Here is a 23,128-nt window from a genome sequence, read left to right as displayed (position 1 = left end):
TTCAGGCCCGGAAGCGCTGCCAGCAACTGCGCCTTGGTGCTGTCGTTCAGGCGTGCGGCGATCGCCGGGCCACCTTCGAGGTAGGGCAGGGTGGCGATGAAGATGTCGAACAGTTCGGCATCGCTCATGCGGCGCATATGCGCGCCGTTGATTGCCTCCAGCTTGGCGAAGTCGAAGCGCGCCGCGCCCTTGTTGACATCGCCTATGTCGAACCAGGAGATCATGTCCTTGATCGACATGATCTCGTCGTCGCCATGGCTCCAGCCGAGACGCGCCAGGTAGTTGAGCAGCGCCTCCGGCAGGTAGCCCATGGCGCGATAGGCCTCGACGCCAAGCGCGCCGTGCCGCTTCGATAGCTTGGCGCCATCGGCGCCGTGGATCAGCGGGATATGCGACATGGACGGCACGTCCCAGCCCATGGCGTTGTAGATGACGGTCTGGCGGGCGGCATTGGTCAGATGATCATCGCCGCGAATGATGTGGGTGACGGCCATGTCATGATCATCGACGACGACGGCATGCATGTAAGTGGGATTGCCGTCGGAACGCAGGATGATGAAGTCATCGAGATCCTTGTTGGGAAAGCGCACGTCGCCCTGGACCCGGTCATGGACGACGGTCTCGCCTTCGGTCGGCGCCTTGATGCGGATGGCGCCCTTGGCGCCTGCGGGTGCCTCTGAGGGGTCGCGGTCGCGCCAGCGGCCATCGTAGCGGGGTGGCAGCCCCTTGGCTCTGGCGGCCTCGCGCATGGCCTCCAGTTCGGCTGGCGTGGCGTAGCAATAATAGGCCTTGCCCATGCGCACGAGCTCCTCGGCCACCTCGCGGTGGCGGGGCGCACGCTCGAACTGCGACACCGGCTCGCCGTCCCAGCTCAGGCCAAGCCAGGAAAGCCCGTCGAGGATGGCAGCCGTCGCGGCTTCATTGGAGCGTTCGCGATCGGTGTCCTCGATGCGCAGCAGCATCGTGCCGCCGGTATGCTTTGCATACAGCCAGTTGAACAGCGCCGTGCGCGCGCCGCCTATGTGCAAATAGCCGGTGGGCGAGGGGGCAAAACGGGTGACGACCTTGTCGGACATGGAACTCTCGGAAACCATCTGAAGCGGGGTGCGGTCGCGCGGACTTTCGCGCTTTGCGCGTTCATGTAGCATAGGGTGTCGAGGGCGCAAGGGGCAGACCCGATGGCTGGACGAGGCTGGGGCTCGGATCAGGGCGAGGACGCTGCCATTGGCGTCAGCGAACGGTCCCTGTTTGCGCCTCTGCCAGCCTCATTGCCGCCGCCGTCGCCCCTCGTGCCGGATTCCGGCAAGCTGCCCTTGCAAACGGGTATCGCCGCCTCTGTTCCTGTTGCCGGAACCGGCAGGATCGTGCGCGTGCGCCGGCAGATCGGCCTGATATCACTGCCACGCCTGCGCCACAGCGTGAACATGGCGGCGAGCCTGGAACTCGACCGGGGCGTGGCCTTCCTGCTGGTGCCGGTCTGCCTTGCGATCGGAGCGATCGGCTATTTTTCGCTGACGGCTGAACCCGACTTTGCGAGACCTGTCGCGGTTGTCATCCTGACGGGGATCTGTGCGCTGGTCTCGCGCTCATGGCCAAAGACCCATCTGTGTTTCATGGCGGCACTTTTGTGCGCCCTAGGACTGCTTGCTGCCAAGGTCGAGACGTGGCGTGCGGGCACACAAATGTTGGGCTCGGAAATCTCGACGCAGGTGACCGGCCGCGTCGTCTCGCTCGACCGGATGGAAACTGGCCGTATCCGGCTGACCATCGACGTAACATCGACCGCAAGACCGAAACTGCGCTATGCGCCGGAACGGGTACGGCTTTCGGCACGCAAGATCCCGGCTGACGTGACCGCAGGCTCGCTCATCACTGGATATGCCAAGCTTTTGCCGCCGACCGGGCCGGTGCGACCGGACAGCTATGATTTCTCCTTCGACAGCTATTTTGCCGGCATTGGTGGCAGCGGATTCTTTCTCGGCAATCCAAAGCTTGTCGTCAGCGATGATGGCGACATGCCGCTGTCGGCCCGAATTTCCTCCAGCGTGGAAAATGCCCGTGAAGGCATCGCCGACCATATCAGGGCGAGCGTCGGCGGCGCCGAAGGCGAGATCGCCGCGGCGCTGATCGTCGGCGTGCGCGCCGGCATTCCCGACGACATCAATGAGGCGATGCGACGTACCGGCATCTACCACATCATCTCCATTTCGGGGCTGCATATGGCTCTGGTCGCCGGCACCATCATGGGGTTGCTGCGCGGCGCCTTCGCCTTGTTTCCCGATCTTTCCGCGCGTCGCCCGGTCAAGAAGTATGCCGCTGCCGCCGCACTGTTCTCGATCGCAGCCTACCTCGTCATCTCAGGTATCGTCGTCGCCGCCGAGCGCAGCTTCATCATGCTGGCAGTGATGCTGATTGCAGTTCTGTTCGATCGAGCAGCACTCACCATGCGCAATCTGGCGATCTCGGCGATCGCCGTCATCGTGGTGTCGCCGCATGAGGTGGTCGGCCCGAGTTTTCAGATGTCGTTCGCCGCGACCGCGGCTCTGGTCGGCGCTTATGCCGGCTGGGCGGATCACCGCGCGGGAAAAGCAAGACCGCCGCCGCCGAAGCGATCCTTGCCCGGGTTCCTGACACGAAAATTCCTGCTGGCGGCAATTGGTCTGGCCATGACCTCGATCATCGCCGGCAGCGCCACGACGCTGTTTGCCATCTGGCATTTTCAGCGTGTGTCGCCGCTCAGCCTGTTCGCCAATCTCGCGGTTATGCCGATCGTCACCGTCGTCATGTTCCTGGCCGTCGCCAGCGCGCTGCTGATGCCTTTCGGATTGGATTGGCCAGCTCTCTACCTGATGGGCAAGGGCCGGACGATGATGATCGCCATATCGGGCTGGATCTCCGAGCGTTCGCCTGTCGATGGGGTCGGGCTGATTTCGCAACAGTCGGTCCTGCTGGTGGCCATTGCCCTGGTCATCGCGACGATGGCGACGACATGGCTGCGGCTCGCGGCTCTGCCATTCGCGTTGGCAGGCTTGCTGACCGTCTCGGATACGCGCACGCCCGATGTGCTGATCTCGGAAGACGCCCGGCTGGTGGCGTTGCCGATCGGTGGCGGTGAGCTTGCCGTTAGCCGGCAACGGCCGAATGGATTCACCGTCGACAACTGGAAACGCGCGCTGACATCGGAAACCATCGTCGTTCCGGAAGTGTTCGACAACAGCGATGGGCAATTCGACGTCGCGGATGCCGTTGAGCTACCGCCGGGATCGCCGTTCTATTGCTCCTCAGGCGTTTGCGTGGCCAGGCACATGTCCGGTGCGATCATTGCCTATGTCGAGGACCGCAAGGACACCTGGAAAGCCTGCGGCTTCGCCGAGCTGATCGTCGTCAACGACGCCACCGCCTATGACGCCTGTCACAACCCGCTGGTTCTGGTCATCACCAAGCGGCAACTGGCTCGCAAAGGCAGTGCCGCGGTCTTCTTCGATCGCCAATCGGCGACCACGCCGGCGACGATCAGCTTCGCGGTGGACAGCCCATATCGGCCCTGGCACACGCAACGCAAATACTCTCGCGAGGCGAGGGGGCTGGCACCCTTCAAGAAACCCGAGAAGCCAGTGGTCAACCCACAGCCGTCTCAGTAGCGACGGATCAGGCCGACGAGCTTGCCTTGCACCTTGACCCTGTCCGGCCCGAAAATCCGTGTCTCATAGGCTGGATTGGCGGCTTCGAGGGCAATCGAGGCGCCCTTGCGGCGGAACCGCTTCAGCGTCGCTTCCTCTTCATCGACCAGCGCCACGATGATCTCGCCGGGGCTGGCCGTGTCGGCGTTACGGATGATAACGGTGTCGCCGTCGAAGATGCCGGCCTCGATCATCGAATCGCCCTTGACCTCCAGTGCATAGTGCGCGCCGCCCATGATCATGTCCGGCGGCACCGAAATCGAATGCGTCTGATGTTGGATGGCATCGATCGGCACGCCGGCGGCGATGCGACCCATGACCGGGATCGAAACGGCAGAGACCGCATCGTCGTCATTGCCGGGCGAAGGCATCCGCGAAGGCGCCGGCTTGATCTGCCGGCCAAGAGCACCACCCTGACCAAGACTGCCCTGGATGACGCTTGGCGAAAACTTCTTTGCCGCATTGAGGCCTGGCGCGATGGAGTCCGGCAGCCGCAGCACTTCCAGCGCGCGGGCCCGATTGGGCAGCCGGCGGATAAAGCCGCGCTCCTCAAGGGCCGTGATCAGCCGATGAATCCCGGATTTGGAGGCAAGGTCGAGCGCCTCCTTCATCTCGTCGAAGGATGGCGGAATGCCGCTCTCCTTCAGGCGTTCATGGATGAACATCAGCAGTTCATGTTGCTTGCGTGTCAGCATGGCGGCCCCCAGGTTCCCTGAAACCAGAATCGAAAAACAAACCCAGAACAAACACTATCTGTTCCAGTTGTGTTCTGCAACCGTTTAAAGTTTAATGAATTTGTTAAGGCTGCTGAAATTATTTGGCGCTTGCCAGCGGGTTACGATCGACGGGCGCCACCTTCGGCAATGCGCCTGCTCACATTGAAATTGTTATGGTTAATGACCTGTGGCTTATCCCCTACCAAAGCTTGGCATTATCTGTCGATCGACCTCGACAAGGAGCGATTGCAACCTTCGGGACGTTGGTTGGCCGTGAACGAAACGGAGCCAAAACGCCAACGTCAGTTGGGCATTTTGGCTGGAAATTCAGCTCTCCGTCATTTGCCAGGCAGTGAGGGCAGCGACGGCGGATCGCCGGGATCGGTGCGTCAGGTAACGGCTTCCTTGACGGCGAAACGCTGGTCCTTCCATGCACCCGTGCGCAGAATGTCTTCCAGAACCTCAACCGCCAGCCACACATCCTTGTAGCTGACATAGAGCGGCGTGAAGCCGAAACGGATGGTCGACGGTGCGCGGAAGTCACCGATCACCCCGCGCTCGATCAGCGCCCGCATGATTTGATAGCCATGGTCGTGAAGGAACGACACCTGGCTGCCGCGCCTGGTCGCGTCGCGGGTAGTCTCCAGCGCGAGACCGTAGGCGCCGCACTTGGCTTCGACGAGCTGGATGAACAGTTCTGTCTGCGCGACGCTCTTCTTTCGCAATGCCGCCATGTCGACGTCGCTCCAGATGGCAAGCGCGCCTTTGAGCGCCCGCATCGACAGGACCGGTTGCGTACCGCACAGAAAACGGCGGATGCCGGCGCCGGCAACATAACCCCGTTCGAAGGCAAAGGGCCGCGCATGGCCCCACCAGCCGCTGAGCGGCTGGCTGATATCGCCGTGGTGGCGCTGTGCGGCATAGATGAAGGCCGGCGCGCCCGGACCGCCGTTGAGGTACTTGTACGTGCAGCCGACAGCGAAATCGGCATTTGCCTGATCGAGCTCGACGGGCAGGGCGCCGGCGGTGTGGCAGAGATCCCAGACGATCAGCGCTCCGGCCGCATGAGCCCTGCGCGTCAGCGCCGCCATGTCGCGCAGTTCACCCGATTTGTAATTGACGTGGTTGACCAGCACCACCGCGACGTTTTCGTCGATTAGCTCTTCGATGGTCGGCGCGTCGACGCCCGCGAGGCGCAGCAGGACGCCATCCCGGGTCGAGGCCACGCCTTCGGCGATGTACAGGTCGGTGGGAAAACTGTCACCTTCGGCGACGATGGCTGACCGGCCGGGCCGCATCTCCATCGCTGCGTGCAGCACCTTGTAGATGTTGGTCGATGTCGTGTCGCAGACGACGGTCTGGCCGGCCGCGGCTCCTATCAGGCGTCCGAGCTGGTCACCGAGTTCGATCGGCATCTCGAACCATCCGGCCGTGTTCCAGGCTCGGATAAGATCTCGGGCCCATTCCTGCGTCGCCGCCTGCTGCAGCTCGCCGAAAACGGCATGAGATGCTGCCCCCAGTGAATTGCCGTCGAGATAGATCACCCCCTCCGGCAGAATGAAACGGTCGCGCATGGCCCGCAGCGGATCCGTGGCATCCATCGCTTCGACTGCGGCGAGATCAGGAATTCCACTCATGGTCAGTCCCCGGTTGTTCGCGAAGGGTTCCCGCCACAGAGCGTCCCTTCAGTGAGCCTGTTCTCATTTCGATGATGTCAGAGCCGGGTGCGGATCGTCCACAGCTCCGGAAACAGCACGACCTCGAGCATTTTCTTCAGATACGAAGCACCCGACGTGCCGCCGGTGCCGCGCTTCAGACCGATGATGCGCTCCACCGTGGTGACGTGGTTGAAGCGCCAGCGGCGGAAATAATCCTCGAAGTCGACCAGCTTCTCGGCCAGTTCGTAGAACATCCAGTAGCGCTGCGGATCGCGGTAGATAGTCTGCCAGGCGACCAGGACCTCTTCATTCTCGGTTCGCGTCTCACGCCAGTCCGTGCGCCTGGCATCGGCACCGATGTCGAATCCGTTGCGCGCCAAAAGCAGCAGCGCTTCGTCGTAGAGCGATGGCTCGGCCAGAATGGCTTCCAGCTTTCCGCTGAGGTCAGGCCGATGCTTGTGAGGGCCGAGCATGGCCAGGTTGCGGTTGCCGGCCATGAACTCGATGGCGCGATACTGCCAGGACTGAAAACCCGAGGACTGGCCGAGCGCGTCGCGAAACTCGGTATATTCGCTGGGCGTCATCGTCCGCAGCACATCCCAGGCATTGTTCAGCTGCTCGAAGATGCGCGCGACTCGCGACAGCATCTTGAAGCTCGGCTCGAGCCGGTCGGCGCGGATCGAGCGGATCGCGGCGCCAATCTCGTGCAAAGCGAGCTTCATCCACAGTTCCGAGGTCTGGTGCTGGATGATGAACAGCATCTCGTCATGCGCCGACGACAGCGGCGTCTGCGCCTCCAGCACTTTCTCCAGGTGCAGATAGTCGCTGTACGACATGCGCTCGTTGAACGACATCTGTGCGCCTTCGGACGCCGGATCGTAGGGCTCGCTCAATTGACTTTCTCCGTGCGCAGCCGGAAGCGCTGGATCTTGCCGGTCTGGGTCTTGGGCAAAGCAGCAATGAATTTCACCGATCGCGGGTATTTGTAGGGCGCGATCGTCGCCTTGACATGGTCCTGCAGGCGCTTGGTGGTCAATGCGTCAGGCGCCACGCCCTGCACCAGCACGACATGCGCCTCGACGATCTGGCCGCGCTCGGCGTCCTCGGCGCCGATCACCGCGCATTCGGCGACGTCGGGATGTGACAGAAGTGCGGCCTCGACCTCGGGGCCGGCAATGTTGTAGCCGGCGCTGACGATCATATCGTCGGAGCGCGCGGCGAAATGGAAGAAGCCGTCCTCGTCCTGCGTGAAGGTGTCGCCGGTGATGTTCCAGCCGTCGCGCACGTAGTCCTTCTGCCTGATATCGGCCATGTAGCGGCAGCCGGTCGGGCCGCGCACCGCCAGCCTGCCGGTCGCGCCGCGCGGTACTTCGCGCATCTCGTCGTCGACGATGCGCGCCTCGTAGCCGCCGACCGGCTTGCCGGTCGACGCGGGCTTCATGTCGCCAAAGCGGTTGGAGATGAAGATGTGCAGCATTTCGGTGGCGCCGATGCCGTCGAGGATCGGCTTGCCGGTCTTTTGCGTCCACTCTTCGAAAACCGGAGCGGGCAAGGTTTCGCCGGCTGAAACGGCAACCCGCAGCGAAGACAAATCGGCACCTTCATCCATGGCCTTCAGCATGGCGCGGTAGGCAGTCGGTGCGGTGAAGGAGATCGTGGCTTTGTAGGTCTCGATGATGTGGATCATGTTGGGTGGCGTCGCCTGCTCCAGCAGCGTCGCCGCCGCACCGAAGCGCAGGGGAAAGATAGCGAGCCCGCCAAGGCCGAAGGTGAAGGCCAGCGGCGGCGAGCCGACGAAGATGTCGTCCGGCGTCACCTCCAGGATTTCGCGGGCATAGGCGTCGGCGATGATCAGGAGGTCGCGGTGGAAATGCATCGTCGCCTTCGGCACGCCTGTCGTGCCCGAGGTGAAGCCGAGCAGCGCGACATCGTCGCAGCCGGTGTTGACGGCGGTGAATGTCACCGGCTTGTCGAGAGCGGCACGATCGAGCTCGGCATCATGGTTGGCGGTGCCGTCGAAGCCTATGACCTGTTTGAGGAAGGTGCTGTCCTTGGCGCAGGCGGTCATCTCGTCCATCAGCCTGGTGTCGCAGAGCGCGACGGTGATTTCCGCCTTGTCGACGATCTTGGCCAGTTCGCCGGCGCGCAGCATAGGCATGGTGTTGACGACCACGGCGCCGACCTTGGTGGCAGCCAGCCAGCAGGCGACCATGGCGGGGTTGTTGGCCGAGCGGATCAGCACCCGGTTGCCGGGCTCGACGCCATAATTCTCGACCAGCGCGTGGGCGAGCCTGTTCGTCCAGTCCGACAGTTCCTTATAGGTGCGGCGGCGGCCATTGCCGATCAGGGCTGTGCGGTCGCCGAGGCCCTTCTCGACCAGCCGGTCGGTAAGTTCGACACCGGCGTTGAGGCGTTCGGGATAGTCGAAGCCGTCGAGCAGTATATCGGGCCATTGCTCCGTCGGCGGCAGGTGATCGCGCGTGAACGTGTCGATATGCGCTGAAGGCCCAAGCATGTCGCCGCTCTCCCGTCTGCTGCCTGGCCAATGCGCAATGCGCCTTGGCTGGATGTGGTGGATCCTAAGGTCCTGCTCTGAGGAGGCTTCGTGCTGCCCATGGCGCCTGCTCGGAGATGCGCCCAGAAGGGGTGAACATCTGCAGGTGAGGGCAGCACAGCAGACCTCCCATTGTCGGCTGTTCGTACGGGCAGGATCGCACCAGTCGAAATTTGTTTCAAGCCTAAAGTGTTTTTGCCCTGGAGCATTGACGCATGTCGTGGCGTTGGCCATTGCTGGCGGAGAAGCGATGCCGTTTTGGGGGAGGGCGCAGATGTTCGAACGTCACATCGTCGATTGGGATGATGCCTATGCCAACGGTGCGAACATCGCCGGCAGCGACCGTTGGCCAGCCGCCTGGGCGGAGCCAGCGGCAGCATTCCGCGATGCGCTCTCGGCAGAGAGCCGGGCACGGCTCGACATCGCCTATGGCGACGGGTCGCGCAATCGGCTCGATCTTTTCCTTCCCAAGGCCGCGCCCAAAGGACTGGTGGTGATTATCCATGGCGGTTACTGGCTGGAGACCGACAAGAGCTTGTGGTCGCATCTCGCCAAGGGCGCGGTCGGCAGCGGCTTCGCCGTTGCGATGCCCTCCTACACGCTGTGCCCGGACATACGCATCGCAGGCATCGTCCGGGAAGTCGGGGCGGCGATTGGCAAGGCAGCGGCAATGGTTGACGGACCGCTGATGCTGACCGGACATTCGGCCGGCGGCCATCTCGCCACCCGGATGGTGACGACAACCACGCCTCTGGCGCCGGATGTGGCGCGGCGCATACGCCATGTCGTTTCGATTTCAGGTCTACACGATTTGCGTCCGCTCATGCGCACCGGCATGAACAAGGACCTGGCAATCGACGAAGAGGAGGCGCTGGCTGAAAGCCCAGCCCTGCTGCGCCCGATGGATGGCGCCCGCGTCACCTGCTGGGCCGGCGGCGGTGAGCGCGCCGAGTTCCTGCGCCAGAATACGTTGCTTGCCAACATCTGGACCGGCCTTGGCGCCACCACCAGCACCGTGGTCGAGCCCGACCGGCATCACTACGACATTGTCGACGGCCTTACCGATCCGGCGCATCCGCTGACACAGAGCTTGATCTCGAGCTAGAGCCGAGATCACTTTCTCGTCTGTTATGAACGGCTTGCCTGGAATTCCTCAGCGCAGCATCAAAACGCTGCAAGCCTCGCCCGCGGCTGCTGCAGGGGCAAACGGTGCCCGCACGATCAGCCCGTTGGCGTCGGCCAGCATTCTCAGCATCGAGGAATCCTGAATGCCGAACGGCGTCGCCACCAGCGCGCCGTCATCTTCCCTGACCACGGCTCGGACATAGTCCTGGCGCAAATCATTGGCCGGCATTGCGGCACCCAGTCGCGCTGGGCGAATGTCCTGGCGATGGTTGCGGCCGCCGAGCCGCGCCAGCAGCGGCTTCAGGAACAGTTGCGAGCAGACCAGGCTTGCCACCGGGTTGCCGGGCAGGCCGATGCACCTGATATCGCCGAGGCGGCCGAACATCAGCGGCTTGCCGGGGCGCATGGCAATCTTCCAGAAGCCGAGCGTCATGCCTTCGCCGGTCAGCACATCGTGGATCAGGTCGTGATCGCCGACCGAGGCGCCACCAAGCGTCACGATGACATCCGCACCGGCCGCCACCGCTTTTTGCACCAGTTCGGCGATGGCCTCCTTGCGATCGGCGGCAATGCCGAGATCGAGCGCGCGGGCGCCGACCGAGTGTGCGGTGGCAGCGACGCCATAGGCATTGGACGAGATGATCTGGTCCGGGCCGAGATTACTGCCCGGCGGCAGCAATTCGTCGCCGGTGGCGATGATGGCGACAAGCGGTCGTCTTACCACCTTGACCTGGGGATGGTTGGCCGATGCTGCCAGCGACAGTGCCGCCGGGTCGAGCAAACGGCCTCTTTCGAGCAGCACATCGCCTGTTGAAAAATCGAGCCCGATGCGGCGGATATTGCGCCATTGCGCCGTCGGCTCGGTCACTTCGATTTCGCCGCCGCCGAGGTCGTGGACATTCTCCTGGATGACGATGGTGTCGGCGCCTTCGGGCAGCGGCGCGCCGGTGAAGATGCGCACCGCTTGTGCCTTGCCGATCCTACCGGCAAAACCACGTCCGGCCGGCGCCATGCCGATCACCGACAGCCTGGATGGTACCGACGCCACGTCGGCGGCTCGAGCGGCATAGCCATCCATGGCGGAAGCGTTGAAAGGTGGCTGGGTACGGAGTGCCACGACCTGTTCTGCCAGAACACGATCCACCGCCTCGAACAGAGGAAGGCTTTCGCCGGCTAGAGGTGCCGCACCATCGAGCAGGCGTTCAAGCGCCTCCGCGATAGGAACCAGCGCCATCAGGAACTCGCCTTGTAGTCACCCGACTTGCCACCGGTCTTTTCGACCAGGCAGATGCCGGTGATGACCATGGCGCGGTCTACTGCTTTGGCCATGTCGTAGATGGTCAGGCAGGCTACCGAAGCGGCCGTCAGCGCTTCCATCTCGACGCCCGTCTTGCCGGTGACGCGGGCCAGTGCGGTGACCTTCAGGCCAGGTAAAGCGTGGTCCGGCTCGATGTCGACGGAAACCTTGGTCAGCAGCAGCGGATGGCAGAGCGGGATCAGCTCATGCGTCTTCTTCGCCGCCATGATGCCGGCAATGCGCGCGGTGCCGAGCACGTCACCCTTCTTGGCGTTGCCGGCGAGGATCATCTTCAGCGTCTCGGGCTGCATCGCGACAAAGCCTTCGGCGATCGCCGTGCGCGTTGTTTCTTCCTTGTCGCCGACATCGACCATGTTGGCCTCGCCCTGCGCGCCGAGATGGGTCAGGCCTGATACCATCGTCAGATAGCCTCGGCCAAAGCCTTGCCTGTCAGAAGCAAGCGCGTCGCGGTGGTGACGTCCTGTTGCCGCATCAGGCTCTCGCCGACAAGAAAAGTGCCGATGTCGCTCTTTTGCAGCCTGAGGCAGTCGTCATGGGTGAAAATACCGCTCTCGCTGACCAGCAGGCGGCCGCCCGGCACCATGGGTGCCAGCCGCTCCGACGTTTTAAGGCTGGTTTCAAATGTTCTCAGATTGCGGTTGTTGATGCCGATCAGCCGCGACGACAGTTTTAGCGCGCGCAGCGTCTCGGACTCATCATGCACCTCGATCAGCGCATCCATGCCGAGTTCGAATGCCGTTGCCTCAAGCTCGCTCGCCAGGGCGTCGTCGACGCTGGCCATGATGATCAGGATGGCATCCGCGCCCCAGGCGCGGGCTTCGTAGACCTGATAGGGATCGAACAGGAAATCCTTGCGCAGCGCCGGCAGCGCGACGGCGGCTCGCGCCCGGGTGAGAAATTCCGGCGCGCCCTGGAAGGACGGTGCGTCGGTCAGCACCGAAAGACAGGCAGCGCCACCCTTGGCATAGGCCTGCGCCAGCGCCGGCGGATCGAAATCGGCGCGGATCAGCCCCTTGGACGGGCTTGCCTTCTTGATCTCGGCGATCAGCGCAAAGGCGCCGGATTTGCGCTTTGCTTCGAGCGCGGCAAGAAAGCCGCGCGGTGCGTCGGCGTCCTTGGCTCGCGCCTTGATTTCGGCCAGCGGCACACGTGCCTTTGCCGCCGCGATCTCGTCGCGCTTGTAGGCCTCGATCTTGCGAAGAATGTCAGACACGTTTTACCCGTTCGAAATCTCGACCAGCCTGTCGAGCACTTGCAGGGCCCGGCCGCTGTCGATGGCTTGCGCGGCGAGCGCGATGCCGTCGGCAAGCGTCGTCGCCTTGCCCGCCACCACCAGGCCGGCGCCGGCATTCATCAGCACGGTGTCGCGATAGGCGCCGGCAGCGCCGCCCAACATATCGCGCAAGGCTTTGGCATTGTAGTCCGCATCGCCGCCACGCAGTTCGTCCCTGCTGTGGCGCGGCAACCCGACCGCTTCAGGCGTCAGGGTGAAGCTGCGGATCTCGCCGCCGATCAGTTCGGCGACCTGCGTCTCGCCGGTGGTGGTGATCTCGTCATAGCCGTCGCCATGAGCAACCCAGGCATGCTCCGCACCCAGTGCCTTCAGCGTCTCGGCAACCGGCAGGATCCATTCCGGCAGGAACACACCGACCAGCTGCCGCTTGACGCCAGCTGGATTGGAGAGCGGCCCGAGCAGGTTGAAGATGGTGCGGGTGCCGAGTTCGACGCGGGTCGGACCGACATGTTTCATCGCTGGATGGTGCGCGGGCGCGAACATGAAACCAATGCCAGCCTCGTGGATGCAGCGGCCGATGAATTCGGGCGAGATGTCGATCTTGACGCCGAGCGCAACCAGCACGTCGGCGGCTCCTGTCAGCGAGGACAGGCCACGATTGCCGTGCTTGGCAACCGGCACACCACTGCCGGCGATGACAAAGGCCGATCCCGTGGAAATATTGACGCTGTGGGAATTGTCCCCGCCGGTGCCGACGATATCGATGGCGCCGTCCGGCGCGTCGACTTGCAGCATCTTGGCCCGCATGGTGGCGACGGCGCCGGAAATCTCGCTCACCGTCTCGCCGCGCACGCGCAGCGCCATCAGGAAACCGCCGATCTGGCCGGGGGTCGCATCACCCGACATGATGATGTCGAAGGCCTCGCGCGCTTCCTCGAAGGAAAGCGCGCTACCGGTCGCGATCTTGGCGATATGGGTTTTCAGCGCGCTCATCTTGTCGAGGCTTGGGCGACGGCGGCCTGGTCGACGCGAACGTCGTACTGCGTCTGCAACTGCGCCACCAATTGGTCGAGCAGGTCGTCCGACATGCCGGAGGTGAAGGATTTCTGTGCGTCATCCGGCACCGAGCTGGCATCGGCCCCGGCGGGCTCGAACACTTCGGCGACCTTGTACAGTATCTGCCCGTCGCCGGTAGGCGAGGGGATCAGGCCGGTACCGCCTTCGCCGACTCCGAACATCGCTGCGGCACCTTCCTTGCCGAAATCGACGTCGTCAGCCTCGCGCTTGACACCGCGCTTGGTCTGCTTTTCCAGCTTCAGTTCGCTGGCAATGACATCGAGCGTTGCGCCGGCCTTGAGCCGCTTTTCCAGCTCGTCAGCCTTGGCGGCGAGCCGCTTGCTTGTTTCCGCCGCCGTCCAGTCGGCCACGACTTTCTGACGAACCTCATCCAGCGTGCGGTCGCGAGCCGGCGTGATGGACGCCACCTCATAGAAGACGAAGCCGTTGTCGGCTGTGGTCAAGGCATCGTTTTCCGTGTTGGGTTCGGCGTCGAAGACGGCTTTGATCAGCTCCGGCGATTGCGGCAGGTCCTTGACGATGCTTGCATCTGGCCGCAGTCCACTGCGATCGATGGCATCGATGGTGACGACCTTCAGCTTCAGCTTGGCCGCGGCGTCGGCCAGCGAACTGCCGGCGGCGCGGGTGTCATCGTAATTGTCGCGCACGTCCAGAAGGATGCGGCTTGCCTCGCCCAGCGCCAGATCCTTGCGGATCTGGTCGGACACCTCGGCCAGCGGCTTCACCACTTCGGGCTTGATCTCGGTGACACGCAGCAGCACCGGACCGAAGGCGCCCTGCACGACCTGGCTGACTTCATTGGCGTTAAGCGCGAAGGCGGCGTCGGCGACCGCCTTGTCGGCGATCTTGTCCTTGGCAAGCGTGCCGAGCAACGTGTCGGCCGGGGTCTTGCCTTCCGCCGTGACCAGCTTGTCGAAAGTGGCGCCTGCCTTGAGCGAATCGAGCGCGGCCTTGGCCGCATCCGGCGTCTTGAACACGAGCTGCTCGATGGTGCGCAATTCCGGCGTGGTGTAACGCGCCTTGTTCTTGTTGTAGTCGTCGCTGACCTGTTGGTCGGTGACGGCGGTCGGATCCATGATGTCGACCGGCTCGAGGCGGACATAGGAGAATTTGCGGTATTCGGGTGCCGCATATGTCTTCTTGTTGGCTTCGAAATAGGCCGAAAGCACGTTATCGGATGGCGCCGCGATCGGCTCCACCAGTGCCTTGGGCAGCGTCAAATAGTCGATGGTGCGGTCTTCGCCGCGATAGAGCGCAACTGCCTTGAAGAAAGTGTCCGGAGCCTTGAGGCCGTCCGAGACCGCCTCGACAATCTGCTGGCGCACCGCCACCTGAGCACGGTTCTTCAAATAGTCCTCGGGTCGCATGCCAATCTGCTGCAGCATATATTCGAACGTTCTGCGATCGAACTGGCCGCCCGGGCCTTTGAAGGCCGGGTCTTCGCGTGTCAGCTCGGCCAGCCGGTCCTTGGAAAGTCCGAGGCCCAGCTTGCGGGCCTGTTCATCGAGAACGGCACCCGAGACGAGCTGCGCCAGCACCTGGTTGTCGACACCGAGCGCCTTTGCCTGTTCGTGGCTGAGACGTTGGCCGAACTGCTGCGACATGACGGCGAGCTGGCGATCATAGGCGAGACGGTATTCGTTGATCGACACTTTGGTGCCGCCAGCGGTTATCACCGAATCATGGCCGGCCAAACCGCCCATCAGCCGTCCGGAAACGCCCCAGACCAAAAAGCTGAGCACCAGCAGCACCAACAGCCCCTTCGCGACCCAGGTGCCTGCCGCGCTTCTCAATATACCAAGCATTTTTACTTCCGATTTATGCGCATTTTCGCATGCGCCGAGTCTGAAACAAGCGCAATAGCGCCCTTCCGGCCCACTGTCGATTGCTTTGTGGCCTGATTTTGGTAGTGAGGGCCAGAGCCCCGATATCATCCGGAGAAGCAAACCCATGACGCCAGGAATTCGCCCGCTCGTCGCCGGCAACTGGAAAATGAACGGCACCAGCGCCTCCCTCAACGAGCTCAGGATGATCGGCAACGGCTTCATTAGTGGGCTTGACGCGGAGACCGAAGCGCTGGTTTGCGTTCCCGCAACCCTGCTTGCCCACGCCGCCGAGATCCTGTCGCGCACGCCGGTGCATGCCGGCGGCGAAGATTGCCACACCAAGGAGAGCGGAGCCTACACCGGCTGCATCTCGGCGGAAATGCTCAGGGATGCCGGTGCGAGCCATGTCATCGTCGGCCATTCCGAATGCCGCGAGCAACGCGGCGAGGATGACGCCACTGTCCAGGCCAAGGCATCCGCCGCATGGCGTGCCGGGCTTGTTGCCATCATTTGCGTCGGCGAAACGCATGAGCAGCGTGAAGCGGGCGCCACGCTGGACGTGCTGTCGCGGCAGGTCGAGGGCTCGGTCCCGCCAAGCGCCACCCCGTCCAACACCATCATTGCCTATGAGCCGGTATGGGCGATCGGCACCGGCCTGACGCCGACGGCGGCCGACGTCGCTGCGGCACACGCACATATCCGCGAAAAGCTGTCGGAAAAGCTCGGCGGCGTCGCGGCGAAGGTGCGCATTCTCTATGGCGGCTCGGTCAAGCCCTCCAACGCGGTCGAACTGCTCGGCGTCAGGAATGTCGACGGCGCGCTGGTTGGCGGCGCCAGCCTGAAAGCGGCGGACTTTCTCGGCATCGCCGAGGCCTATCGCAATATTGCTTGAAGACATTTTCCCCGCCGGACAGGGCTTCCGGTGCACGAAATCGTTGCAAAGGACGGGTTGCTTCCCATATTCCGGCCACGGGCTTGGAAATGCCGTCAAAGCATTGTATTGAGCCGCCTCCAATTCACCGGTCGTGTCCGCGGCCGGGCAAGGCCTTGCCAGGATAAACTATGGAAACCGTACTGATCGTCATCCATCTCATGGTCGTGCTCGCCCTTGTCGGCGTGGTGCTGCTGCAGCGTTCCGAAGGCGGTGGCCTCGGCATCGGTGGCGGGTCCGGCTTCATGACCGCGCGTGGTGCGGCCAATGCGCTGACGCGTGCGACGGCGATCCTGGCGGCTGCCTTCTTCGCCACCTCCTTGACCCTGTCGATCGTCGCCCGCTACGGCGAAAAGCCGATCGATATCCTGGACCGCGTGCCGGCGACCTCGGACGGCGCCGGCAAAGGCGTGCTCAACCAGTTGCCTGGAACCACAACTCCGGCGCCCGCGGGCACCACCACGCCGACGCCGCCTTCCGGCAACGATGCTTCGGCTCCTGCGACTGCCCCGGCCACTGCGCCTGCCGCCGGCTCGACGCCGCCGGCGACCAACGGCACGGCTCCCGCCGCACCGGCGACCCCGCAGGTTCCAAACCAGTAGTCCTCGGTGCCTGAACGGCGATCTGTGGTCGTTTGAACACAGTCGCGGCAAATGCAGCGAGATCACGAAGATTCGACGGGGTGAGGCATGGCCCCACGCTTGAGGCGGCCGCGCTTATTCGACTATAGATTGCACGCGGCATTTCCGGCGCCCTTGGGGGGCGCTGGGCGACGCCGTGGCAACAAGCATAGAACGATCGGATCTTCGCCATGCAGCTTCGCAGCTTCATTTTCCTGGGACTTTGCGCCGCACTCGGCTTGAGTTCCCCCGCTTTCGCAGGCGTTCCGGCCAATATGGCCGCACAGCCTTCGGCTGAAACAACTTCTGCCATCAACATCGCCGTCAAGAGTGATGCGTCGCAACTGAAGCTTCTCAAGAAGAAGAAAAACCCGACGCCCGACGACCTCGCCCAGATCAAGAAGATCGAGGCCAAGATCGTTGCCGACAAGGAAGCCGCCAAAGCCAAGGCGCTCGAAGCCAGGAAGCTGGCAATGCGCGAGGCGGCAAAGGCCAAGGCCGACGCGGAACGGCAGGCGTTCCTTGCCAAGAAGGGCAAGAGCGCGCCGGCAACCGAGGTGGCCGATGCCAAGCCGGCCAGGAAGCAGGCTGCCAAGATCATCGAGCCTATCGAACCGATAGCGCCGATCCAGTCGGCCGAGCCGCTTCCGGCGGAGGCCATGAACGTCGCCCTGACCGGCAACAATGGCGAACTGCGCAGCGAAGTCATCGGCCAGAAGAAGCCGAGCGGCGGCGGCCTGTTCGCCGGCCTTTTCGGCGGGACGTCGTCCGGCTCCTCGATAAGCTATCTTCCCGAGACGCGGGCTCTCGATCAGGCTCTCGCCAAGAGGGAGGCCAAGAAGCAGTTCAAGGTGAAGCCGGAATTCGTGCCGCAGGACGTGGAATTCACTGGTTACGATGCCGGCACCATCGTCATCGACACCAGCGCGCGGCGCCTTTACCTCGTCGAATCATCTTCCACCGCGCGGCGCTACGCCATTGCGGTCGGTCGCGAGGGCCTGCAGTTCAAGGGCACGGTCGCGGTCGGCGACAAGCAGGAATGGCCGCGCTGGATCCCGACGCTGGACATGCAGAAGCGCGAGCCGAAGCATTACGGCCAGTATAAGGACGGCATGCCTGGCGGTGGCCAGAATCCGCTCGGCGCCCGCGCCATCTATCTCTATGACGGCAAGAAGGACACGCATCTGCGCATCCACGGCACCATCGCGCCGCAGTCGATCGGAACCAGCGCCTCTAATGGCTGCTTCCGCATGATCAACGAGCACGTCATGGACCTCTACAGCCGCGTCAGGGTTGGCACCAAGGTCGTCATCATCTGACGTTTTCGTCATCCTGCCGAAAGGGCCGGCTCAGCCGGCCCTTTTGTTTTGCCCTGTTCACGATCCGAGCGCCTTCTTGGGAAAAAACCTTCGCGGTGGTTTTTTCTCTGGCGGAATCAATCCGGCCGCGTTAAGCGATGACTCCCATGGCGCGATATGTATTCATCACAGGCGGCGTGGTTTCCTCACTTGGAAAAGGCATTGCCGCAGCGGCCCTTGGGGCTCTCCTGCAGGCGCGAGGCTATCGCGCACGCATCAAAAAACTCGATCCCTATCTCAATGTCGATCCGGGGACGATGTCGCCGTACCAGCATGGCGAGGTTTTCGTCACCGACGATGGTGCGGAAACCGATCTTGATCTTGGCCATTACGAGCGCTTCACAGGCCGCTCCGCCAACCAGCAGGACAACATCACCACCGGCCGCATCTACAAGAACATCATCGAGCGCGAGCGGCGCGGCGACTATCTCGGCGCCACCGTGCAGGTCATCCCCCACGTCACCGACGAGATCAAGAATTTCGTCCTCAACGGCAATGACGACTATGATTTCGTGCTGTGCGAGATCGGCGGCACGGTCGGCGACATCGAGGCGATGCCGTTCCTGGAGGCTATACGCCAGCTCGGCAACGACTTGCCGCGCAACAATGCCGTCTACGTGCATCTGACGCTGATGCCCTATATCCCGACGGCCGGTGAGCTGAAGACCAAGCCGACTCAGCATTCGGTCAAGGAACTGCGCGGCATCGGCATCGCGCCCGACATCCTGCTGGTCCGCGCCGACCGCGCTATCCCCAAGGAAGAGCGCAGAAAACTGTCGCTGTTCTGCAATGTGCGCGAAAGTGCCGTGATCCAGGCGCTCGACGTGCCGCATATCTACGACGTGCCGATGGCCTATCACAAGGAAGGGCTCGATTCGGAAGTCCTGGCCGCCTTCGGCATCGATCCGGCGCCGAAGCCGCGCATGGAGCCGTGGCAGGCGGTGTCCAACCGCATCCACAATCCGGAAGGCGAGGTGACCATCGCCGTTGTCGGCAAATATACCGGCCTCAAGGACGCCTACAAATCGCTGATCGAGGCGCTGTCGCATGGCGGCCTGGCCAATCACGTCAAGGTCAAGCTCGACTGGATCGAATCGGAGATCTTCGAAAAGGAGGATCCGACGCCGTGGCTGGAAAAGGTGCATGGCATCCTGGTTCCCGGCGGCTTTGGGGAGCGCGGCTCGGAAGGCAAAATCCTGGCGGCGAAGTTCGCGCGTGAGCGAAAAGTGCCGTATTTCGGCATCTGCTTCGGCATGCAGATGGCCTGCATCGAGGCGGCGCGGTCGCTGGCCGGCGTCGAGCATGCGTCTTCGACCGAGTTTGGTCCGACCGAGGAGCCGGTCGTCGGCCTGATGACCGAATGGCTGAAAGGCAACATGCTGGAGAAGCGCCGCGAAACCGGCGACCTCGGCGGCACGATGCGGCTCGGCGCCTATCAGGCCGAGCTCGCCAAGGGTTCCAAGATCGCCGAAATCTATGGCGACACGCAGATTTCCGAGCGCCATCGCCACCGCTACGAGGTCAATGTCGACTACAAGGAGCGGCTTGAGGATTGCGGCCTGGTGTTTGCCGGCATGTCGCCCGACGGCGTGCTGCCGGAAACAGTCGAGTATCCCGACCATCCCTGGTTCATCGGCGTGCAGTATCACCCGGAACTGAAAAGCCGGCCGCTCGACCCGCATCCGCTGTTCGCCAGTTTCATCGAGGCGGCGGTGGAGCAGAGCCGGCTGGTGTAGCCGGTCGGCCATGCAGACCTATGTCGCGCTGCTTTACAGCATCATTCTGGGCGAGGGCCGCCGGGTCGTCATGGCCGACCTCAAGGCCATGGCGGAAGATCTCGGGCTGAAGAACCCGCGCACCCTGGTGGCGACCGGAAATCTGGTCTTCGAGGCGCCGGCAACTGATATTGCCGACCTTGAACAGCGGCTGGAGGCAGCCTTCGAAAAAACCTTCGGCCGCCATGTCGACATCATCGTGCGTGGTGCCGAGGACTGGCTGAAGCTTGCCGCCGGCAATCCGTTCCCGGCCGATTCGGCCAAAGCAGGCGATCAGGTGGCTGTACGGGTGATGCGCAAGCCTGCGCCCGTGGAGGCCGTGACGGGGCTCCAGGCCTATGCCGGCGTGGATGAAAAAGTGACTTCGGTCGGCGGCGACATCTGGGTCGTCTTTTCGCGCGAGAGGCCAAGCTCGCGGCTGCTTGCGGCGATGAATCACAAGCGCATGGGCACGGGCACGTCGCGCAACTGGAACACGGTGCGCAGATTGGCCGAGATGCTCGGGTAGGTTTTGGGGCGGCTCTCGCCGCCCCAAAATTCACCTTGTCAGGCCTTCGCGGTCCTGGCGCCGGCGCCCAAAGCGGCGGTGCGCAGCACGTAGTAGATGATGCCGGCGATCGCCACGCCGAAGAACCAGCCATAGACACCCCACCAGGACGGCAGCCAGTTGGTGAAGTTGGGCAGGATCGACGAGAAGATGGCGCCGATGCCCGCGGCGATGAAGGCGTTGACGTGCCAGCCGCCCTGGAAGCGGAATTCGCCATCTTCGCGATAAAGCGCCTCGACGTCGACCTCACCCTTCCGGATCAGGTAGTAGTCGACCATCATCACCCCGAAGATCGGCCCCATCGTCGCGCCGATGATGTTGACGAAGGAAGCCGCACTGCCTTCCCATGGCGCGAAGGGATAGAGCAGCAGGGCGATCACGGCCGCGATATAGCCGCCCTTCTTGAAGTCGATCTGCCTGGGAAAGACATTGGAGAAGTCGAAGGCCGGCGAGACGAAGTTCGCCACGACGTTGATGCCAAGCGTTGCTACCGCAAAGGTCAGGGCTGCGAGCGCCGCCAGGAACCAGCTGTCGAATTTCGCCGAGATCTGGTCGGGATGCAGCAGCACCTCGCCATAGACGTCAAAGGCGGCAATGGTGGTGACGCCGGCCACCAGAGAAAACAGGATCAGGTTGATCGGCAGGCCCCAGATGTTGCCCTTGCGCAGCGATGCCTTGTCAGGCGCGTAACGGGCGAAATCGCAGAAATTGAGATAGAGCGCCGAGAAATAGGTGACCCAGATCGCGGCCACCGCAAACAGCGAGGTCCAGGAGCCAGGCGTGCCGGGCACGCCCGCATCCTTCGTCTTGTCCAGCAGCACGTCCATGGGGATGTCGCTGGTGAAGGCAAATCTCCCGGATTTGACACAGAGATAGATCGCCAGGATCAGCATCATCACCCACACCGCGGGGCCGGCCCAATCCTGGAAGCGGCGGACCGTTTCCATGCCGTTCTGGATGATCAGCAATTGCAGCCCCCAGATGACCACGAAGCAGATCACCTCCAGGCCGGTATGACCGAGGAAGTGCGTGCTGGCGTTGAAATCGGCGAACCATTGCGTGCGGATCAGCAGCGCCACGATCGCGCCCGAGGCGGCGGCAGTCTGCGCGCCGTACCAGAAGCAGGCGACGACGGCGCGCACCAGCGCCGGTATGTTGGCGCCCCAGATGCCGAAAGAGGCGCGGGCAAGCACGGGGTAGGGCACGCCCGTCTTCACGCCGGCATAGCCGACCATGTTCATCAGCGCGTAGATGATCAGCGAGCCGATGCCTATGGCGATGATGAAATTGACGAAGCCGCCGCAGAACAGGAACAGACTGGCGGCAAGATAGTAGCCCCAAAGGCTGTGGACGTCCGACGTCCAGACGTTGAAGATCGAGAATGGTCCCCAGTTTCGAACTTTGGCCGGAGCCAGATCCTCGTTGTACAGATCAGGTGAAGCACCCTGTATCGTCATGGCAATGTTCCCCTTTTGCAGCACGCGCCCTCACGCGTTGGCCGCGTGCAGGTTAAGCCTGCCGCAGGGGAACCGACAAGCAACCTATTTGCCGGCTTTGGCCTTAAAGATATTCAATGAGAACTGCGATTATCGATGCACGGCGATGGTGGGTCATCGCTGAACCACGGATGAGTCGAGGTTCGACGCGGGGATTCCAATCTGAAGCGGTGGCTCCCGACATCTTCGGTTGGGGGCATCTAAGCGATTGCCATCACCTGCTTGTGGTCCGCGACCTCGGCGAGCAGCCAATCCTGAAACAGACCGGTGCCTGGCTTGTTGCCGATGCTGCGACGCTGATGCAGGTAAATGCCGGCCGGATAGGTGTGGCGGGCACGGAACGGCGCGACCAGCTTGCCTTGCTGCAGAAAATCTTGCGCCATCATCGTGTCCGCAAGCGCTATTCCGGCGCCATTGATCGCTTCGCGCATGATCAGGGTGCAATCATCCAATGTTGTGCTGGATTTTGGCGTCGTTTCCAGAACGCCTTCCTGCTCCAGCCAACGCTTCCATCTCATGGTTTCGCATTCATGGATCAGATGATGATTGACCAGATCGGCCGGCGATCGCAGCGGCACAGGCCCCTCCAGAAGCGAAGGCGCACAGACCGGCGTCAAAAGCAGCGGGATCAGCAGCGTCAGAGCCGGGCCGGCCTTGTAGACGAACTCGTCGACAATGGCCAAATCGAAGTTGGCGCGCTTGCCTGAAGTGGAGATCTCCAGATCCACCGACGGATGCAACCGGCGAAAGTTCGGCAACCGGTCCGCCAGCCAAAGGTTCAGAACGGTGGGCACGCACAAGACCCGGACACGTTGGATCTTGCCGTGGCGCGACCCCTCGGAGAGGCTGACGTCATCGGTGGCGCGCCAGATCGCTTCGAATGCCTCCGAGAGGCTGCGCGCATAGTAGGAGCCCCTTATGGTTGGCGTTATCTGGCGAAAACCGCGTTCGAACAGGTCTTGGCCAAGATTTCGTTCAAGCGCGCGGATGTGCCGGCTGACAGCCGAGGGTGTCAGATGCAGTTCTTCCGCCGCGTCCTTGACGCTGCCGAGGCGAGCGGCGGCCTCGAAAGCGCGCATGCCATTGAGTGAGGGAAGGGCCATTGGCCGATCATGAATTGTGAGTTGAGTTTTTGTCAATCGACATGGGCGGAATTCGCGTTTGATCGCCTGCCCTGTTAGGGGATACCCAGACGACAAGAGCAATTAAGTCG

Annotated in this window: 19 protein-coding genes; 7 read left to right on the top strand and 12 right to left on the bottom strand. The window is 62.9% G+C overall.

The window, feature by feature from the left end; all coding sequences use genetic code 11:
* On the bottom strand, window positions 1-1,076 hold a 1,076-nt coding region (gene gltX / locus EN990_RS24225; protein ID WP_127388404.1), incomplete at its 3' end, for a glutamate--tRNA ligase.
* Between the two features lie 102 nt (window positions 1,077-1,178).
* On the opposite strand from gltX, the gene EN990_RS24220 reads away from it, so the two are divergent.
* Complete coding sequence (locus EN990_RS24220; protein WP_127388403.1) at window positions 1,179-3,641, top strand: ComEC/Rec2 family competence protein; 2,463 nt, start codon at window positions 1,179-1,181, stop codon at window positions 3,639-3,641.
* Here the strand turns inward: EN990_RS24220 and lexA are convergent.
* From lexA to EN990_RS24200, 4 genes are all read right to left on the bottom strand, one after another.
* The gene (gene lexA, locus EN990_RS24215; RefSeq protein ID WP_013531746.1) at window positions 3,635-4,375 is read right to left on the bottom strand and encodes a transcriptional repressor LexA; all 741 of its coding nucleotides are present in this window, start codon (window positions 4,373-4,375) and stop codon (window positions 3,635-3,637) included. The genes EN990_RS24220 and lexA overlap by 7 nt on opposite strands.
* A 410-nt stretch (window positions 4,376-4,785) precedes the next feature.
* A complete protein-coding gene (gene kynU / locus EN990_RS24210) occupies window positions 4,786-6,033 on the bottom strand; it encodes a kynureninase (protein ID WP_127385142.1) in 1,248 nt (415 codons plus the stop codon).
* Between the two features lie 77 nt (window positions 6,034-6,110).
* Window positions 6,111-6,947 carry a tryptophan 2,3-dioxygenase gene (gene kynA, locus EN990_RS24205; protein ID WP_127369898.1) on the bottom strand — a complete coding sequence of 279 codons (837 nt, stop codon included), beginning with the start codon at window positions 6,945-6,947 and terminating at the stop codon, window positions 6,111-6,113.
* Window positions 6,944-8,569 (bottom strand): AMP-binding protein, encoded by a 1,626-nt coding sequence (locus tag EN990_RS24200; RefSeq protein ID WP_127369899.1) that lies wholly within the window; start codon window positions 8,567-8,569, stop codon window positions 6,944-6,946. The genes kynA and EN990_RS24200 overlap by 4 nt, the downstream gene beginning before the upstream one ends.
* 313 nt (window positions 8,570-8,882) lie before the next feature.
* Here EN990_RS24200 and EN990_RS24195 point away from each other — a divergent pair, with 313 nt between their 5' ends.
* On the top strand, window positions 8,883-9,713 hold the full coding sequence (locus EN990_RS24195; protein WP_127385143.1) for an alpha/beta hydrolase: 831 nt from the start codon (window positions 8,883-8,885) through the stop codon (window positions 9,711-9,713).
* 48 nt (window positions 9,714-9,761) lie between these two features.
* Here EN990_RS24195 and glp read toward each other — a convergent pair whose 3' ends face one another.
* The 5 genes from glp to EN990_RS24170 are packed head-to-tail and all read right to left on the bottom strand — an operon-like array spanning window position 9,762 to window position 15,167.
* The gene (glp, locus tag EN990_RS24190) at window positions 9,762-10,967 is read right to left on the bottom strand and encodes a gephyrin-like molybdotransferase Glp (RefSeq protein ID WP_127385144.1); all 1,206 of its coding nucleotides are present in this window, start codon (window positions 10,965-10,967) and stop codon (window positions 9,762-9,764) included.
* Entirely contained in the window at window positions 10,967-11,449 is a 483-nt protein-coding gene (gene moaC / locus EN990_RS24185; protein ID WP_064995870.1) for a cyclic pyranopterin monophosphate synthase MoaC, read from the bottom strand. Before moaC ends, glp begins: the two co-directional genes overlap by 1 nt.
* A gap of 2 nt (window positions 11,450-11,451) precedes the next feature.
* Window positions 11,452-12,264, bottom strand: coding sequence for an indole-3-glycerol phosphate synthase TrpC (trpC, locus tag EN990_RS24180; protein ID WP_064995871.1), 813 nt, complete (start codon window positions 12,262-12,264; stop codon window positions 11,452-11,454).
* Window positions 12,265-12,267: 3 nt separating this feature from the next.
* Window positions 12,268-13,278, bottom strand: a complete 1,011-nt coding sequence (gene trpD, locus EN990_RS24175) for an anthranilate phosphoribosyltransferase (protein WP_024503335.1) — start codon at window positions 13,276-13,278, stop codon at window positions 12,268-12,270.
* On the bottom strand, window positions 13,275-15,167 hold the full coding sequence (locus EN990_RS24170; RefSeq protein WP_127385145.1) for a SurA N-terminal domain-containing protein: 1,893 nt from the start codon (window positions 15,165-15,167) through the stop codon (window positions 13,275-13,277). The genes trpD and EN990_RS24170 overlap by 4 nt, the downstream gene beginning before the upstream one ends.
* A gap of 145 nt (window positions 15,168-15,312) precedes the next feature.
* Here EN990_RS24170 and tpiA point away from each other — a divergent pair, with 145 nt between their 5' ends.
* The 5 genes from tpiA to EN990_RS24145 all read left to right on the top strand — a co-directional run bounded on the left by tpiA (window position 15,313) and on the right by EN990_RS24145 (window position 20,380).
* Window positions 15,313-16,080 carry a triose-phosphate isomerase gene (gene tpiA, locus EN990_RS24165; RefSeq protein ID WP_127368770.1) on the top strand — a complete coding sequence of 256 codons (768 nt, stop codon included), beginning with the start codon at window positions 15,313-15,315 and terminating at the stop codon, window positions 16,078-16,080.
* A 170-nt stretch (window positions 16,081-16,250) separates the two neighbouring features.
* Window positions 16,251-16,721 (top strand): preprotein translocase subunit SecG, encoded by a 471-nt coding sequence (secG, locus tag EN990_RS24160; RefSeq protein ID WP_013531735.1) that lies wholly within the window; start codon window positions 16,251-16,253, stop codon window positions 16,719-16,721.
* A gap of 209 nt (window positions 16,722-16,930) precedes the next feature.
* Window positions 16,931-18,058 (top strand): L,D-transpeptidase, encoded by a 1,128-nt coding sequence (locus EN990_RS24155; protein ID WP_063172119.1) that lies wholly within the window; start codon window positions 16,931-16,933, stop codon window positions 18,056-18,058.
* Window positions 18,059-18,195: 137 nt separating this feature from the next.
* Window positions 18,196-19,833 carry a CTP synthase gene (locus EN990_RS24150; protein ID WP_013531733.1) on the top strand — a complete coding sequence of 546 codons (1,638 nt, stop codon included), beginning with the start codon at window positions 18,196-18,198 and terminating at the stop codon, window positions 19,831-19,833.
* A gap of 10 nt (window positions 19,834-19,843) precedes the next feature.
* Window positions 19,844-20,380: a DUF1697 domain-containing protein gene (locus EN990_RS24145; RefSeq protein WP_127368771.1), complete on the top strand. Its 537-nt coding sequence runs from the start codon at window positions 19,844-19,846 to the stop codon at window positions 20,378-20,380.
* A gap of 38 nt (window positions 20,381-20,418) precedes the next feature.
* Here the strand turns inward: EN990_RS24145 and EN990_RS24140 are convergent, their stop codons facing one another.
* Both EN990_RS24140 and EN990_RS24135 read right to left on the bottom strand, forming a co-directional pair.
* Window positions 20,419-21,876 (bottom strand): NCS1 family nucleobase:cation symporter-1, encoded by a 1,458-nt coding sequence (locus EN990_RS24140; RefSeq protein ID WP_024503329.1) that lies wholly within the window; start codon window positions 21,874-21,876, stop codon window positions 20,419-20,421.
* Window positions 21,877-22,115: 239 nt separating this feature from the next.
* Entirely contained in the window at window positions 22,116-23,018 is a 903-nt protein-coding gene (locus tag EN990_RS24135) for a LysR substrate-binding domain-containing protein (protein WP_024503328.1), read from the bottom strand.
* Between the last annotated feature and the right edge of the window lie 110 nt (window positions 23,019-23,128).

It is taken from the genome of Mesorhizobium sp. M7A.F.Ca.US.005.03.1.1, assembly GCF_003997975.1.
GTDB lineage: Bacteria > Pseudomonadota > Alphaproteobacteria > Rhizobiales > Rhizobiaceae > Mesorhizobium > Mesorhizobium ciceri.
Note: the sequence above shows the minus strand (reverse complement) of the source record. Positions and strands in the feature narration are given on the sequence as shown.